This window comes from Eionea flava (genome assembly GCF_055393785.1).
Map to the genome: position 1 here is coordinate 2,324,667 of NZ_AP036018.1, position 17,404 is coordinate 2,342,070.

General features: G+C 44.4%; 11 protein-coding genes. 1 reads left to right on the forward strand and 10 read right to left on the reverse strand.

Annotated elements, in window-relative coordinates; all coding sequences use genetic code 11:
* Nucleotides 1-74: 74 nt before the first annotated feature.
* A complete protein-coding gene (locus ACZ5O6_RS10055; RefSeq protein ID WP_447091322.1) occupies nucleotides 75-5,825 on the reverse strand; it encodes a fibronectin type III domain-containing protein in 5,751 nt (1,916 codons plus the stop codon).
* A 500-nt stretch (nucleotides 5,826-6,325) separates the two neighbouring features.
* Between ACZ5O6_RS10055 and ACZ5O6_RS10060 the strand changes: the two genes are divergently transcribed.
* Complete coding sequence (locus tag ACZ5O6_RS10060; protein ID WP_447091321.1) at nucleotides 6,326-7,273, forward strand: helix-turn-helix domain-containing protein; 948 nt, start codon at nucleotides 6,326-6,328, stop codon at nucleotides 7,271-7,273.
* A gap of 14 nt (nucleotides 7,274-7,287) precedes the next feature.
* Here the strand turns inward: ACZ5O6_RS10060 and ACZ5O6_RS10065 are convergent, their stop codons facing one another.
* The 9 genes from ACZ5O6_RS10065 to mrdA form a co-directional block, all read right to left on the reverse strand.
* A complete protein-coding gene (locus ACZ5O6_RS10065) occupies nucleotides 7,288-8,373 on the reverse strand; it encodes a DUF3080 family protein (protein ID WP_447091320.1) in 1,086 nt (361 codons plus the stop codon).
* Nucleotides 8,374-8,401: 28 nt separating this feature from the next.
* Nucleotides 8,402-9,406 (reverse strand): lipoyl synthase, encoded by a 1,005-nt coding sequence (lipA, locus tag ACZ5O6_RS10070; RefSeq protein WP_447091319.1) that lies wholly within the window; start codon nucleotides 9,404-9,406, stop codon nucleotides 8,402-8,404.
* Nucleotides 9,407-9,417: 11 nt separating this feature from the next.
* Nucleotides 9,418-10,152 (reverse strand): lipoyl(octanoyl) transferase LipB, encoded by a 735-nt coding sequence (gene lipB / locus ACZ5O6_RS10075; RefSeq protein WP_447091318.1) that lies wholly within the window; start codon nucleotides 10,150-10,152, stop codon nucleotides 9,418-9,420.
* A gap of 12 nt (nucleotides 10,153-10,164) precedes the next feature.
* Entirely contained in the window at nucleotides 10,165-10,467 is a 303-nt protein-coding gene (locus ACZ5O6_RS10080; protein ID WP_447091317.1) for a YbeD family protein, read from the reverse strand.
* Between the two features lie 58 nt (nucleotides 10,468-10,525).
* Nucleotides 10,526-11,686 carry a D-alanyl-D-alanine carboxypeptidase family protein gene (locus tag ACZ5O6_RS10085; RefSeq protein ID WP_447091316.1) on the reverse strand — a complete coding sequence of 387 codons (1,161 nt, stop codon included), beginning with the start codon at nucleotides 11,684-11,686 and terminating at the stop codon, nucleotides 10,526-10,528.
* 250 nt (nucleotides 11,687-11,936) lie between these two features.
* The gene (locus ACZ5O6_RS10090) at nucleotides 11,937-12,866 is read right to left on the reverse strand and encodes a septal ring lytic transglycosylase RlpA family protein (RefSeq protein ID WP_447091315.1); all 930 of its coding nucleotides are present in this window, start codon (nucleotides 12,864-12,866) and stop codon (nucleotides 11,937-11,939) included.
* A gap of 308 nt (nucleotides 12,867-13,174) precedes the next feature.
* The gene (gene mltB / locus ACZ5O6_RS10095; protein WP_447091382.1) at nucleotides 13,175-14,152 is read right to left on the reverse strand and encodes a lytic murein transglycosylase B; all 978 of its coding nucleotides are present in this window, start codon (nucleotides 14,150-14,152) and stop codon (nucleotides 13,175-13,177) included.
* A gap of 72 nt (nucleotides 14,153-14,224) precedes the next feature.
* Nucleotides 14,225-15,382 carry a rod shape-determining protein RodA gene (gene rodA / locus ACZ5O6_RS10100; RefSeq protein WP_447091314.1) on the reverse strand — a complete coding sequence of 386 codons (1,158 nt, stop codon included), beginning with the start codon at nucleotides 15,380-15,382 and terminating at the stop codon, nucleotides 14,225-14,227.
* On the reverse strand, nucleotides 15,382-17,271 hold the full coding sequence (gene mrdA / locus ACZ5O6_RS10105; protein WP_447091313.1) for a penicillin-binding protein 2: 1,890 nt from the start codon (nucleotides 17,269-17,271) through the stop codon (nucleotides 15,382-15,384). Before mrdA ends, rodA begins: the two co-directional genes overlap by 1 nt.
* Between the last annotated feature and the right edge of the window lie 133 nt (nucleotides 17,272-17,404).

Genomic DNA, 17,404 nt, shown 5'->3' on the forward strand with positions numbered 1-17,404 from the left:
GGAGATAGCGAGTCAGACTAGCTGACTCGCTACAGGTTATTAACGCATCAAGTGCGAATTATTATTAATATTTATTAGTTACGCGCACCCATACGCTGACCGGGAATACGGCAAGCAGAATCAGCCGCTAATGTATAAGCCTCTGAGTTAACGGCTAATACTTCTAGTGGTTTTATGCTGGCAACATCAGTGGCTTCCCACCAGCGATAGACTTCTGACTTTTGATTTTCTGGCCATGATATAGGTAAGTTAAGGCCTGAATTCACGTCATCATTAACGAGTACTGAATTTGCATCAAAACCTAAAGCCTGCCAACTTTCCCAACTGAGGGGCTGTGCTGGCATATAAAAACCGTAACCGGGGCTAGCGGGGCCATAGAAACAATTATGATTGGAATACACTTTATCGGGAGTGCCCTTGCTATGAAGAGATACATCTTCTGCATTAAGTAAGTATGTCCATAAGCTCATAAAGTGTGGTTGACCTGCAAAAGAATAAACCGTGGCATAGCGTTTCGTTAAAATATTATTGTGAAACAGATTATTGCCATCAAGCCCCTCTGTATTACCCAAGTTTATTCCTTTAACCGTGAAGTTCAGGATGGAATTATTTGACACCTCCATATCCTGAAAGGAGTTATACCCCTCGGTATGCAGAAGGTCAGCACCAATGCGGTTATCATCAAAAATATTATATGAAAGAATTGAACCGTCATCGTACCCCTGATAAGCAACTTGGCTTTTTATTGCGTAATTGCCATGAAGTAGGAGCCTGCCGGAACCAGAATGTTTGGCCTTAAAGCCAGCACCACTACCTTCTGAATAGTTATGCAGAAGATAAACTGAATCTGGATCCTTTTGCACGCCTTGAATTACTTCATCATTGGTCAATCTTTTATTCAAGAAAACCATAAAGTTTGTATTATTAGTTTCTGGAATATAACCCTCTGGGTTTGCACTGTGGTTATTAATACCTTTTGAACGGTGCACCACAACATTTTTTCCTTGCACTTTAAATCCGGCCACATTCGAGGTAGGGGACCACGCACCATCTCGCGCAGTCACTCGCGTTACAAAAACGTTATCTGCAGCGATGTGTAGATTCGCCCTTGCACTCGCTCTCATAAATGTCAAATTACTGATATACATAAATTTGTCGTTGTAGCCGGCAATATCGTAACCACCCGTGTTATAGCCATAGTCGATGATCGCTTCTTCGCCCGGGAACCCCATAATTTCGATGGGATCACCGGCTTCACCAACAACGTTGCGCCAATTATGCCAAGGATACTCTTCTTCGTCCCATTCATAGAACACCTCCATAGGGTAGGTACCACCACGAATAATTAATGTACGACGATCGCCTACTTCTGCGTAACCGCGGAGTTCGCGTAACGCTATTTTTATTGACGAATATGGATTTTCAAATGAACCGTCACCATCAACATTGCCATCCGTAGAGACAAATAAAAACTCATCAGTATTCACGTTAAGAGTAATATCTATTACTGCCGGATTGTTCTGCCCATCGTCTACGAAGATTGTAAACTCATGCTCACCTAGCACAGGCTCTGCCCAACGGATCACACCTAGGGCATCGATACTCATACCCGCAGGAGCATCGGCCAAGTCGTATATCAACGTATCATTTTCTGGATCATACGCGATCACGCCGTACTCAAGCGGCACGCTAGGATGTGCTCGCATATAAGAGGAGTAGCTTTGCGCAGGTTTTACGACTGTCGGCGCAGATGATAGCGCTGGAAATTCTGGGACGTTACTGCTCGCAGGCCAAAACACAACGGGCGCTGCACCAGTGCCACCATCAATACCCCATAGCTCATCAAAGCCTGTTTGAGACATCGCCGGAGTCGGCGCAACCATTATTACTGTTCGCGTAACCTCAGCTGTTTCACCAAGAGAATCCGCAAACTGATACGTCACTTGATAAGTCCCTGCTTGGCTAGTATCTACAGTCGAGTTAATTGTGAACGCACTAGGGTTCGCGCTGTAATTGGTCTCACCATCTTCAACATCGTAAGCAATTACACCTAACTCTTGGTAAGCCTGACCAACACCAATATTAAGTAGGCTTGCACCAACTAAGTTAAGTGTTGGCGGAGTATTGGTACTCCACTCGCTATTATCAGGATAGGCATCGTCTTCGTTATTTACACCATCGCCATCGCGATCATCATCCAGCGCATCAGGAATAGCATCCCCATCTAAATCTGCTGGCACACTCGATATATCATCTGGGTCGGTGCCTACAGCCACTTCATCGACATTAGATATACCGTCACCGTCACGGTCTGCATCAATACTATCGGGGATACCATCGCCATCCAGATCACTTGAAGGCAACGCATAGTTAACGGAAACAATCGGAGAGGCCGAAGAGCAACCATTACTATTACAGGCTTGAACAAAGTAACGGTATTGCCCTTCTTCTGTCACAGTAATAGTTTTCGTTAACGATTCTAGGTGATACCAATCAAGCACCTGCCAGCGCTCAAATAACTCACCAGCGGCGGCATAGACATGATGAATACGGAAGAAAGCTCTGTCCTCTACTTCCGACCACTCTATATCGAAGGTGGCATCTTCTGTGTAAGACGGTGCGGTTAGTGAAGCGGGTGCAGCCAGCAAAGGCTCAGCAGGTAATGCCAATAAGGTTTGCTGAACGGTACGGCGATTACCTTCTGTATCGTATACTTCTGCAGTGATCATATGCGCCCCCTGACTTATGCTAGGGACGGTCAAGGGTGAACCTTCGCCCAACAGACCACCCACTCTATCGATACTTGATCTCCATTCGATATTTTCAACGACGCTATCACCATATCGATCACTCGCATCGGCCTCAAGAGTGACGGGCTGCCGCGCGATCACATAACGACCATCGCTATGCGAAGTGATATTGATCGTTAGGTCACCTTCTATTGTAAAAATACGACGAACCGATTTTGTTTCTCCGAGACTATCCGTTACACGCGCCATTACGGAATGCTGCCCAGGGGTAAAGCTATCCACACTAAAGTTATCGCCCGTATGGATAAGCTCACCTTGGTGATACCACTCAATAGACTGGCTAATATCGCCTTCTTCTCTGTCATTCGCTGAAGCGTCAAACGTAATTGATTCGCCCTGATCGAAGGTTAGACCTGATATCACAGGAGATTTAACATCGAGCGCTGGCTGCTCGTTATCGACTGCATAAGTCACTGTCGCTATTGGCGAACCAGATTGACAACCTATGTTCTGAATACATCCGCGCACCATAAAGCGGTAATGGCCTTCGCCATAACCATAGCTCTGGCTTTCATCAACATCTATAGACAGCTCTGTACTGTAATGCACCCACAAACGTGTCTCCCACGAACCAAACTCACCACCTAGCGGTGCGAAAGACTGGGCGATACGGTAATAATCAGCCCCCTCGACGGGCGACCAGTTTATTGTAAAATCACTAGTCGTTGCATGCGCAGGGCCCGTGAGTGACTCAGGAAAATCTAACAAGCTATCTTGGTTAAGCACCAACAAACCGACTTGATCAGCATATTCACTACCATCGGCACGAAGTACCTTAGCCGTAATAGTATGTACACGTGCACTTAGGCTCGGCACGGTAATTTCAGCACCGGTACCCAACGCTAGATCAACACTTGAGTGCCATACTATTTGATCACTAATATCGTTACCGTATTCATCCGTTGCCGTACCCTGTAAAGTCACCTGCTGCTGATTAATTCGATAACTACTATCCTCTACTGGGGAAACTACCGTCACATTGACTGTATCAAATACTGCCACATCTGAATTCACCAAATCCGCGGATGCACCTTGGCTATCAGTCACTCGCGCGGTAATAACATACTCACCAACAGGCAATGTACCTAAGTAGAACTCATCACCGATATGTACAACTTCATCGTCACGCAACCATTCCACTCGACTGCTGATATCATTCTCTTCTGGGTCATTTGCAACAGCGACTAGCTTGGCTATTCGATCTCCGCGAGGGACGACGGTACCACCATCAGGAGTAGTCACCGATAAGTTTGGCGAGCTATTGCTCTGCGAGTAAAGTACCGTCGCAATTGATGAACCTTCAGAACAGTGAGTCTCATCATTATTTCGCACACAAGATCTCACTATATAACGGTAAACACCTTCCTTTTCAGCCTCTTGCTGATAAGTCGTTGAGCTATACACCCACCAGACCGTCTCCCACTTTTCAAACAATCCGCCAATTGGGGCATACGATCGATCAATACGATAATGGGATGCACCCTCAACCTCGGACCACGTCAGATCGAATAGGTTATTTTGTGTATGCAAGGGTGCAGATAAGTTTTTAGGCGCCGCAATTGAGTGCGTATTATCCTGAACCAGCAGCGACATTTGATAAGCTCGCCTATGGCCACTAGCATCTATTACTGTTGCAGTAATAGTATGAATACCCAAACCAAGACGAGGTACTTCTACCTCACTACCAGAACCTAACGTACCGTTAATACTGGAGGTCCACTCAATAGTGTTTTCTAAATTTGAGCCATAGCTCTCGACGATTTCAGCCTCAAAAGACACAGACTCTTCGTATTCAACCGTCGCCCCATTTTCGGGATAGGTAATCACAATAGCTGGCGTCTGCTCAACCGAAAAAGCGGTTTGAAGGCGAACAGTCATACTGTCTGAGCGAACGCTGCCATTTTCGGCATACACACTGTATTCATAAACGGCACCAGAAACTAATCCACTGTCAGTGAAAGTATTCACACCACTACTTAGCACCCAACGCGAGCCATTATCGATACGCTCTACAATATATGCTGTTTCGTTATCGGCATTATCTCTCCACGTCAACGTGACTTGATTCTCAGTTGCTGTAGATTGCAGATGACTAGGCGCTACCGGTATAACCGGCAAAGTACTTATCGCGATCAAATCATAGTCTGTGCGCTCGGTACCATTAACTGCGCTTAAGCGATAAAAATAATTCGCATCAGCAACAACATCGTTATCAACATAACTCAGCGTATTAGCAGACAAGGTGGAAATTAACTGCCAATTATTATCGCCATCGTGACGCTCCAGATCGAAGTGCTCCTCGTTATTTGAGTCACTCCAAGACAAAGTAATACGATCACTCATGGCTTCATTAGCGGCAGAAAAGACAGAAGGTTGCAGCACAGGGTCGGTACTAACAACCGCATCTAACACTAACGAATCACCCCCTGCATTTTGCGCATAAATACGATAGCTATATTCTGCTGAGGGGCTAAGATTAGCATCATTAAACGATGTCGCATTTTCTTCCAAAGTCCAAACATTACCGTCCATACGCTCAACAACATAACCTGTTTCGTTGTCTGCGTTATCCTGCCATGTCAAAAATATTTGTGTAGAACTGCTATCTAACTGCAGACCACTAGGCGCTGCGGGAGCAGGGGGAGCAGTATCCGCTGACATTTCATTATAAGATTGGCGCCTAACTGCAATTAACTGATAGTAATAGCGAGATAACGGAGTGAGGTTGCTATCCGTATAAGCTGTGACATCCGCCGGAATAGTCGCCAAAGGTTGCCACTGACTATCTCCTGAATGCCGCTCTAGCTCATAATAGTCTTCGTTATTAGCATCCTGCCAAGAAAGGGTAATAAACCGGCTACCCTTTTCTTCAACGACAACATCAGGCGAAGCAAGAAACGTCTGCGCCGACAACAATGCGCTAAATAGTAAGCACGGAAAAACACCTGCAGTGACAACCACTTTTTTGGGCAGCGCGCTTATTTTTGCGAACATATTAACTAGATGAACAACCATTACTTCCCCCAAGGATAAAACTGAGTTCTGGACTTACACACGCCATCCGTAATGTATGCAAAGAATAAAAAGAGGGGTGAGGCACCCCCAAACGACTACAGAGAATCAATTATTATTTAAATGGAGTAGTCATATAGTGGTGATCATACGGGAAGAAAAAGGCGACACTTTCACGATATTGCTCAAATATTTTTGATTCTTGCTAAAAAGCATCAGTATTTTTTATGGGAAGAGAGAAGAAAATTATAAGAGCCATCATAATAAAGAATATTTAATTATGAATAAGACTTATTTTCGGTAGTGTTACCATATTATTTTTTATTGCACTGTCACAAAAGTGCAATATAGGTCACACTTTTTTCAAAAAATTACTCTCACTGCTAGTAAAAAATAAAAAAGCATTCAATCGAATCACTTATGCATCATGCGACTGCTAATTTTTATATCTGCCTTTAGAAACGTATGATGTCATCTTCTATAACATAAAATGTTGTACCTTTATGAACGATAGGGCTTTAAAAGAAACAAGCGCAGAACTTGTCAACCTTGACAACTTAACTGAATACGTACCTGGTGAATGTGATTTTTCTGTACGATCGAAAAGTGATTCAATGATGGTTAACCAGTGGTATTTTCCACAGGTGCTAGAAGATGCCCCACCTTTATTAGCACGCAACCACCATGGTTTTGGTCTACTTATTAGCGGGTCGATAAAGGGCAGCTTTCAACACAATTATGGCAAGTGGAAGAAAGCTGAGTTAGGAAACAACCAGTGGATAATGAGCCCAGCAAAGGGCAATGCTATGAACTGGCGCTGGAAGGCTGACTCCCCAGAGGACGTGCCACTTTCTGTTGTAGATTTTCATTTGTCGCCAAAAGTAATGGCCGACGTGGCTTCACAAGCACTTGATATTGATGGTGACAGCGTCATTGAATTGCCACACAAGCTAAATATTCCCGACAAACAACTGGGAGAGCTGGCTTTATATATTTTAAGTGAGTCAAAAAAGAATAACCCTTACGGGCAATTATTTATCGATACAGCGGCGCAACTCTTTGCGGTACACCTACTTAACAATCACTGCTCTACACCGAATAAAATATTAAAAAACGAGTACACAAATAAATTGTCTTCCGACCGATGTAAAAAAGTCACAGAATATATAGAGGAACATATCACGGAAGATCTATCACTTATAGAGCTCGCTAACGCAGCTAACTTAAGCGTTTATCACTTTTCCCGCGAATTTAAGCAAACAACTGGGTGCTCACCTCACCAATATGTAACTCAACGAAGAGTCGAAAAAGCAAAGCATTTACTGGCAACAACTTCATTGCCCATTGACCATATAGCATGGCAAGTAGGTATTAAAAGACTATCTCATTTTTCTACATTGTTTAAACGCTCAGTCGGTGTAACACCAACGACCTATAGAAAAAATACCTGATAACGGATTTTCGGTTATTGAGGGCGCTGACCACATTGCTCTAACAATATTTGCCAATACTGAGTGTGCCGTTTGATCGCGGTTGTAAATCTCGCCCACTCACTATCATCTGATTGATACACTGACTGCCAAAAGAGATGTGTTTTATTATCCATCTCTAACGTTATTAATAATGCATCGATAGCTGAAAAAAGGACAGATGTCTGCTGATGAAGAGTGGAAAAATACGTTTGCACCTGCTGAATATAATATTTATGAAAAACATTATCGACGATCATAAATTGTGAGCTTTTCTGCTGACTAACGCACAATGGACGCTCATCCATTCGCTGCTCTAGCATTTGGTCTGCTTGCTGTAGCGTATAGGTGACAATCTGCAACGACAAGCGAATTTCCCCTATATACTTAGACGACTCAATCGTTTGATAATGTGACTCGACACCATTCACAAATACATCAGCGGACTCGGTTTTTAACAATTGTTGATAACCTTGATTGAGTTGCTTTAATGCTTCTTGCAACTGTAACGACTGGCGTTTTACTTCAGTAAAAGACAATGCTTGAGTACCTAAAGAAAACAGATAAGAAAACTCTTTGCTTGCCACCGTCGCATTCCATACCGAATACGGCAAGTACTCCTGCTTATGCTGATAGGCTTCTTGTAAGGTTTGCGCTAATAGCGTATTGCTGGGCAACTGCTCCAAACAAGTTTTTGCTAACCGCAAAAAAGTAGCGTCATAGGCAAGCTGTTGTGTCGCCTCCATTACTCGCCCCAGCGCACCATTTTTAGCGCCAATATGTCGTTGCAATTCACACTCGGACAAGCGCAAAAACTCAAGCAAGTTGATATTAATACGGGGAATCGATTTTTGTAAGTCTCGCCGATCAGGATAAGGCGTTAATGGCGGTAACGCTTCTAAGGCATCGGGGTTGCGTTCAACTTGTAAGCTATTCGATAAACGGTAGAGGTAATTATCCATTATATAGCGTGCGGAATCACGAGATTCACAAGACACTAGAGCCGCTAATAGCAATATAAAAAAAGGAATACGACAAGCGAGTAAACATATCGTGTACGCTTGTCGTGTTGTTAATGGCATGAAGGCGCCTTAACTTAGGGGGCGTGTACTAGGCAACATCCACGCCATGCGCCTGTTGATCAGCATGATAAGACGATCGCACCAGTGGCCCACAAGCGGCTCGCTGAAAGCCAATACTGTCGGCAAAGTCTTTGTACTCTTGAAACTCTTCTGGTGTAACAAATCGCTTAACTGGCAAATGATCTTTTGATGGCTGCAAGTATTGCCCAATGGTGAGCATGTCGATGTTGTACTCGCGCATATCTTTTAAGACATCAAAAATTTCTTCTTTCGTTTCTCCTAAGCCAACCATTAATCCTGATTTAGTCATGACGTCTGGACGACGCGCCTTATATTGTTTAAGTAGTTCCAACGACCATTTGTAGTTGGCCCCTGGTCGGGCTTCGCGATATAAGCGAGGCACAGTTTCTAAGTTATGGTTGAATACATCAGGGGCTTCGCCTGCCAGAATATCTAAGGCGATATCCATACGGCCGCGAAAATCAGGAGTCAAGATTTCTACTTCTAAATTAGGAGAACGATCACGCGCCTCACGAATACAATCGGCAAAATGCTGGGCGCCGCCATCGCGCAAATCATCACGATCGACCGATGTCACAACAACATATTTTAAACGCATTTCTGCAATAGCTTCGGCTAAACGGATAGGTTCTTGTGCATCTAAATCGTTCGGTTTTCCATGCCCCACATCACAAAACGGGCAACGGCGAGTACAAATATCCCCCATAATCATAAAAGTAGCGGTACCACCGGAAAAGCATTCACCCAAATTAGGACAGGCGGCTTCTTCGCACACGCTCGACAAGCTGTTTTTACGTAATACCTTTTTAATACGCTCAACTTCTGGCGAAGCTGCGACTTTAACGCGAATCCAATCTGGCTTACGCAACATTTCGTCAGTGGCAATAACTTTTACGGGGATACGCTCTACCTTATCCGCATCACGTAGTTTTTCGCCTTTTTCGCGCCTAACAGTACGTCGTACTACGCCGGTGGGTGCAGCTGAATCGGTAGTGGGAGTATTCTCTGTCATTGCTGTTACCTCTAATCACATGGGTCGGCGCTAGTGACTACTGGCGACCAACGGTCTTGTGTATGCTCAATGGTTGATATTTTCATTAATTGAACAAACTGCTTGATAAGCGCCTCGGTGAGCGCTGCCTTGCTAGGAAGTGGAGCGGCTATCAAATCCTCGAGTTGAGTCATCGCGAGCCCCTCGTAACCGCAAGGGTTGATATACCCAAACGGCTTAAGATCCATATTTATGTTGATACTGACACCATGAAAACTACAGCCACGGCGTATTCTGAGCCCTAGAGATGCAATTTTAGCATCTTTTGTAGAGCTATTTTGAGGTTCGGGCGCTACTGAAGATAACGAAACGTAAACACCGGGCGCGTCCGGCTTAGCGTAAGACTCAATACGGTAGGCCGCTAACCATTGGATCACTAAATTCTCTAGCAGCGTCACCATATCACGCACACCCAGTTGGCGGCGTCGCAAATTAATCAGCGGGTACAATATCAGTTGACCAGGCCCATGATAGGTCACTTGCCCCCCTCGGTCTGATTTTACAATCGGAATATCACTTGTTTGAAGAATGTGTTCGGGCTTACCTGCCTGACCTTGAGTAAACACCGGCTCATGCTCCACAATCCACAGCTCATCTGGTGTGCTGTCATCACGCGCATTCGTAAACTGCGACATTAACTGCCAAATAGGTTCGTAAGGCTGTAAACCTAGATGACGAATGCATAATGGAAGCGTGCTACTCACCACAAACACCCATCATCATAATACAATTTTAATCGCGGGGTTTGCGCGTAAGGCTTTATGATACTCATCAAGCTGTTGCGGACCTGTCGCCGTAATAAACACGGTTACGGATGTAAATCGCGCTTTACCACTTTGCTTAATCGATACTTTATCGCGATTAAAATTAGGGGCAAATTGCTCTGTAGTCGCCAATACAAACTCTAACAAGGTATCACTCGACTCCCCCATGATTTTAACGGGGTAGTCATGGCAAGGGAACTCGATAAGCGGGGCTTTATCAGTACTTTCTGTGGTATTAATGGGTATTTTATTAGACATGATCATCTCTTAATTGTTGAAGTAAAAAAGTACACATCAGATAGTATGAGTACTATTTTTATTTAACACTAAAAAAACCACCAAAAAATAGCTGAATGCTGTCGATCATACGAGAGAAAAATCCGGCCTCTTCAATAGTGGCCGCTGAAACCACCGGTAAATTTAACAATTCTTCTTCATCTAAGGCGATAACCACATTGCCCAACTCTTGGCCCTGAGCGATAGGTGCAGAAATAACATCGTCAATATGTACTGTCGCTTTCAGGTCATTTTCGCTACCTCTGGGTACCGTTAAATACACATCGTTAGGGACAACAATAGACACTTGATCTGCCTGCCCTTTCCACACCATCGAAGTGTTGACAACATCCCCTTGGCTATACACTTTATGGGTATAGTAATAGCGAAAACCGTAAGATAAGAGTTTTTGTGACGAGGAAGCACGCGCAGACTCCGACTGTGTTCCTGTGACAACAGAGATGAGACGCATACCGTCACGTTCTGATGAGGCCGTTAATCCATAACCCGCTTCTTCAGTATGTCCGGTTTTGATACCGTCGACACTTTTATCAGTGAATAATAGGCGATTACGATTCGGTTGGTTGATTCCGTTATAGGTAAAATATTTTTCAGCATATAGCGCATAGTGATCAGGAAAATCCCTAATCAATGCCTGTCCCAAAATGGCTAAATCACGCACCGTACTAATGTGACCGTCGGCAGGCCAGCCGGTTGCATTTTTAAACGTTGTATTCGTCATGCCTAACATGGCCGCTTGCTGATTCATAATATCCGCAAAGGCTTGCTCGCTACCGGCAATATGCTCGGCAAGTGCAATGCTCGCATCGTTACCTGACTGAATAATCAAGCCTCTGAGAAGATCTTTAACGGTGACTTGTGTGCCTTCACGAACGAACATTTTAGAGCCGCCCTTTTTCCATGCTTTGACACTAATTGTTACCAAGTCATCGGGGTTAATCGATCCACGATCTATCTCGGACGAAACAATATAGCTGGTCATCATTTTCGTCATACTAGCCGGTGGCAATTGCATGTCGGCATTTTTTTCAACTAACACTCGACCCGTATTCGAATCCATCAAAAAATACGCCGTTGCTGATAACTGAGGGGGCGCAGGGATAATGACCGGTCGTGCAAAAACCGACATTGCCAGCAACAGGCTGGTGATAGTGAATAGTGATCGTATGAAGAACGCCATAAATAAACTCTTATAAATGTGATACGGGGAAAATTGCGCTGTATTCTACCACAGCCAACAAGATCTAGAATGGCACCAATTACACCTCAAGTATGTATAGCGATATTCGATGCATGTATGTATGTATGTATGTATGTAGAACGGGATCAATATGGAGCAGAATATACAAGAATGACGTATTTTAGCTAATTAGGTGTTAAAGCAATCCTTATCAACTATTCCATTTAATATGAAATCCGCACTATCGATTCTAGGGTGATTTAACCAGCTGTGGCTTTTTAACGCCTTGTTCGTAAAGTAATTGCTTGGTTTCTGAAACACGCTGAGCACTTGTCAGAGGCCCCACACGCACACGATGCCAGGAACCCTCTTGATTTGGCACAACAACAACTGGCGCACGGATAGCTGAAGATTGCAGTTTTTTCTGTAGCTTATTCGCACTATCAAGCGATCTAAAAGCGCCCGCTTGAAAATACACAGGCTGAAAGCTTACCGACGATGTAGAAGATGACGATGTATTGACTACGGGCGCTAACGGAGGGGCAACAGGAACTACGACGGGCACCTCATTGACAGGCTGAGTTTGAGCCACTGAAGGCGAGGCAGGAGAAGAAATTGCTCTAGGTACAACTGCAGATTGCTCTAACGGTGTCACATCCATTACTTCGACGTCTGCTACGCCTTGCTGTGCAAAGCCTAGCTTCAAGGCCGCCGCATAACTTAGATCAATAATGCGTTCGCTATGAAATGGGCCACGATCGTTGACTAATACAATAATACTGCGACCATTCGCTAGATTAGTAACACGAACATAGCTGGGGATAGGCAAGGTTTTATGTGCCGCCGTCATGCCCCACATATCGTACACCTCACCATTAGCGGTACGCCGACCGTGAAATTTAGTGCCGTACCACGATGCTCCACCCTGCTCTTGATAGCCCTCGCTGCTGGGTAATAGCGTGTAGGTTTTTCCTAACACCGTATACGGTGACTTATTACCCGCTCGAGTACGAATAACCGGCTGAGGTTGCGCATCGGCAATTTGCGATATATCTCTTTGCTCACTCGGTGCACTATCACCACGATCACTAGTGCTAATCGATGTGGGAATCAGATCAGACATACTAGAGCATGCCGAAAGAAAAACCGTGAGTGATGTAAGTAATAAAATACGTTTCATAATGAACTCGGTAAGAAGAGTGTGAACAAAGCGCAAAATATCTGAGCCAATCATTTCAATAGGCCATTACCTATTGTGAATTCTGAGCTAAATTACGCTCATAGAACAGAAAAACGGGCTATTTCTTCAGCAACTCTCGGCAGCAAGGGCAGATTTTTGCTCCTGCAAAACCTGCATTCCCTACTTCCATATAGGTCAAGCTGCCGCGAAGCTTATAGGATATATTTACAGCGTGTTGCTGAAGAAATAGCCTGTTTTTTTGTTCGAAGCCTTAAAGTGTTCCACGGATAGCCATTACAAAAAATCGCTTATTGATTTTTAGCCGCCGCTATTTCTTGGCTGAGTTGCCAAACAGCCATGGCATATAACCGGCTATGATTATAGCGAGTAATGACATAATAATTGTTCAGCCCTACCCAAAACTCCATGCCATTATCGCCCTCTAAACGAATCGCATTAGCGACTTGCTCGTCAAGCGACTCAACAGGCGTATATCCCTTCGCCGCCAAGCTGCTAACCGTATGTTTAGGCTTTAATGAATCGTTAAGAATGCTCGCGTCGTACGTATCACTAATACGCGTTCTAACAATGACCGGAGCGTCCTTTTTCCAGCCATGCCGCTTGAAATAATTCGCTACACTACCAATAGCGTCAGTCGCGTTATTCCAAATATCAGCGAAATCATCATTGGTGTAATCAATAGCGTACGCTCGGTAACTGGATGGAATAAATTGTCCATATCCCATTGCACCGGCATACGAGCCTTTCAGCGTTAGAGGGTCTTGCTTTTGCTCTCGCGCCAGTAAGAAAAACTCTTTGAGCTCTTTTCTAAAAAACGTAGAGCGCGGGGGATAATCAAAACCCAATGTACTCAACGCATCGATTACGCGGAAACTGCCTTTGTTACCGCCATAACGTGTTTCCACACCGATAATAGCCACAATCACTTGTGCGGGCACGCCAAATTCGGCCTCTGCTTTTTCAAGTGTCTCTTTGTTTTCGTTCCAAAATTCTACGCCTTTTTTGATGCGTGATGAGGTAAGAAAAATTTTACGGTAACTCCCCCACGTATGCGTTTTTTCTGCCGGACGAGAAATAGCATCGAGAATATTTTGTTTTTTCTTTGCTTCAGCGAACCAAGCCTGCATCTCCTCGCGAGAGAACTGATGCTCACTCACCATTTCATCAATAAACGCGTCAACTACAGGGCGATTCTGGTAATCGCCAGCAGCATAGGTCACTGGACTTATCAAAAATAAGGCAGCCACTAACAATGCGCGACTCATGATGGCTGCTTTTTTCATATCGATCACTTTCATATCTCCGTTTTTCACAACCTATTCAAAGGTCGCCATTAATTATTTATTAACCACCAAACGCTGCTCTGTACTAATAGCCATTAACAAACCAAAACCCAGCATCAGTGTTACCAATGATGTGCCCCCCAAGCTAACCAAGGGTAAAGGCACGCCAACAACCGGTAATAAGCCACCTACCATACCTACATTCACAAACACATAAATAAAGAACGTGAGAGTAATACTACCCGCCAATAAACGACGGAAGCTATCTTGCGCATTAACCGCGATCATAAAACCTCGTGCGATAATCAGCAAATACAAACTCAGTAGCAGTAATACACCAATAAAACCCAGCTCTTCTGCTAATACCGCAATAATAAAATCCGTGTGGCTTTCTGGCAAAAAATTTAAGTGCGACTGCGTCCCTTCTAACCACCCTTTACCGGAAACACCCCCAGAACCAATCGCCGTTTTTGATTGAATAATATTCCAACCGGCACCTTGCGGATCAGACTCTGGATTAAATAAGGTTAACACTCGTTGACGTTGATAGTCACGCAATACATATTCCCACATTGGCCAAATACTAGCGCCTAGCAGAGTAATGGCAGAAAAAATATAACGCCAACTTAAACCGGAATAAAAAAGTACAATAATGCCGGAGGTGGCAACGAGAATGGAAGTCCCTAAATCCGGTTGGCGAATAATCAACACTGTAGGAATAGCCACCAACACTAATGACCAAAATACATGCTTAAATTTGGGCGGTAGAGTTTTACTCGATAAATAAGCGGCAATAGCAATGGGCATAGCCAACTTCATAATTTCTGAAGGCTGAAACCGAAAGCCGCCTAAACTTAACCAGCGTTGTGCACCTTTAGCGCCAACGCCAATAAAAATAACAGCAATAAGCAAACAGACGCCGCCCACATAAAATACAGGCGCCCAACGAGAGACTAGTGACAAACGTATTTGCGCAACAGCAAACATACCCATATAAGCCAGTGCAAAAAAAGTCGCTTGGCGCTGCACTATTCGCATACTGCCTTCACTAGCACTATACAAAATCCACATGCCACTTAACGTTAACACCAGTAATAGAACGAGCAACAAAGGATCAATATGTATTGTTTGCCACACGCTACGCCTTTGCCGCAAGTCATTGCTAGCTTCTGGCATTCGACGCAAAAAGTCTTGCTGTCTAACTGAAGACATCAGGGCTGCACTCCATTAGCTTGGGCAACACGGTCGGGTGAACGAGACAAGTAGTCACCTAGTAAGTGCGCATCAAACAATTTTCTCGCCACAGGTGCTGCTGCAGATGAACCGGCCTCACCATTTTCAACAATAACAGCAATGGCAATCTCAGGATCTTCATACGGTGCAAAACCAATAAATAAGGCATGATCACGATGCCGCTCTTTGAGCGCCTCGGAATCATACTCTTCACCCTGTTTGATACCGACGACTTGTGCGGTCCCGGTTTTACCCGCGATATGGTAAGACAGGTTTCGACTAATACGGCGCGCAGTGCCGTTAGACGCATGTACCACATCATACATTGCCTGATGAATAGCATCCCAATGCTGTTGACTGACCGAATCCATTCGAGACACTTCTATAGGTTCAACCACCTCATCATTAATCGACTTCACTAATTGAGGTTTTAAACGAACACCTCGATTAGCCAGCGTGGATGTCATGACTGCTAACTGCAAAGGTGTCGCGGCGGCATCCCCTTGACCGATGCCCACATTAACGGTGTCTCCGGGAAACCAAGGCAAGCGCTTTGTTGCTTTTTTCCATTCACGTGATGGCCACAAGCCTTTACGCTCATTAGGCAAATCAACCTCGGTACGGCTACCCAATCCAAACATAGTGCCATATCGGTGCAAGGTATCAATGCCCGTACGATAAGCCATATCATAAAAAAAGGTATCGGATGATTGTACGATCGCCTTATGCACATTTACCCAGCCATGCCCGGTGCGCTTCCAGTCGCGATAAATGCGATCATCATATTCAAGCTTGTAGTAGCCCGGGTCAAATAATCGATGACTGGTAGTAATCGTTTTTGCATCCAAGCCCACCAAACCAAATGCCGGTTTAATGGTCGATGCTGGAGGGTAAGTTCCCTGAATGGATCGATCAAATAAGGGTAAATCAAGATTCCCCGTTAACGCGTTGTAATCCTTATGGCTTATACCGGTCACAAATAAATTCGTATCGTAAGTCGGTGTACTCAACATGGCGAGCACGCCTCCGGTTTTCACATCAAGAGCCACTACTGAACCACGACGGCCATTCATCGCCTGAAAGGCAGTTTCTTGTAAACGCCGATCAAGGTGTAAATGCAGGTCTTTTCCTGGTGTGGGCGGTTGTCGCTCTAAGGTGCGCAGTACTCGCATGCGCGCGTTAATTTCAACATTCTGAAAACCGGTTGTACCAAATAAAGTATCTTCGTAGTACTTTTCTAAGCCAATTTTCCCGATGGTTGAAAAGCCTTTATAGCGATCCTGCTCTACCTCATCGAAGCGATTCCATTCTTTATCATTAATTTTACCCACGTAACCGACACTGTGAGCAAATAAGAAAGGTGACGGGTAACTACGAACCAGTTGCGCTTCGACATCAACCCCCGGCAAGCGGTATTCATTGACGGCAATCAGTGCAATTTCCTGCTCCGTCAAACGATGACGTAACGCAACCGCTTGATAAGGGCGGCGGCCACTCTTACGTGATTTCTGGAAACGTTTAATATCGTCGTTATCGATAGTGATGAGTGCTTGCAGTTGCTCAATGGTCTGATCAATATCTGAGACATTCTCTGGTGTCAGGGAAAGTGTGTAGCTGGGGCGATTATCGGCGAGTAATTCACCATTGGCATCAAAAATTAAGCCACGCTTAGGGTGGATAGTTTGCACCAAAATACGATTATTATCCGACTGAGTCGCGTAATTTTCGTAGTTTACAACCTGTAAATTGTAATAACGTGTTAAGAGGATACCCAACATCAATAATACTAATAACATCGTCACCACGATGCGGCCAGAAAAAATTCTGGCTTCACGATGATGATCTTTGAAATGTTCCAGTTCTTGCATTATTGTCTTTTTGCTGAGTAAGTTTTATGTCGCCCCTATTTTTTGTCGCCCCTATTAAGCCATAAGAGGATCTATAGGTAAGCCGCAAAAGAAGCTACATAATAATCGTACTGTTTATACGAACACCTTTAGT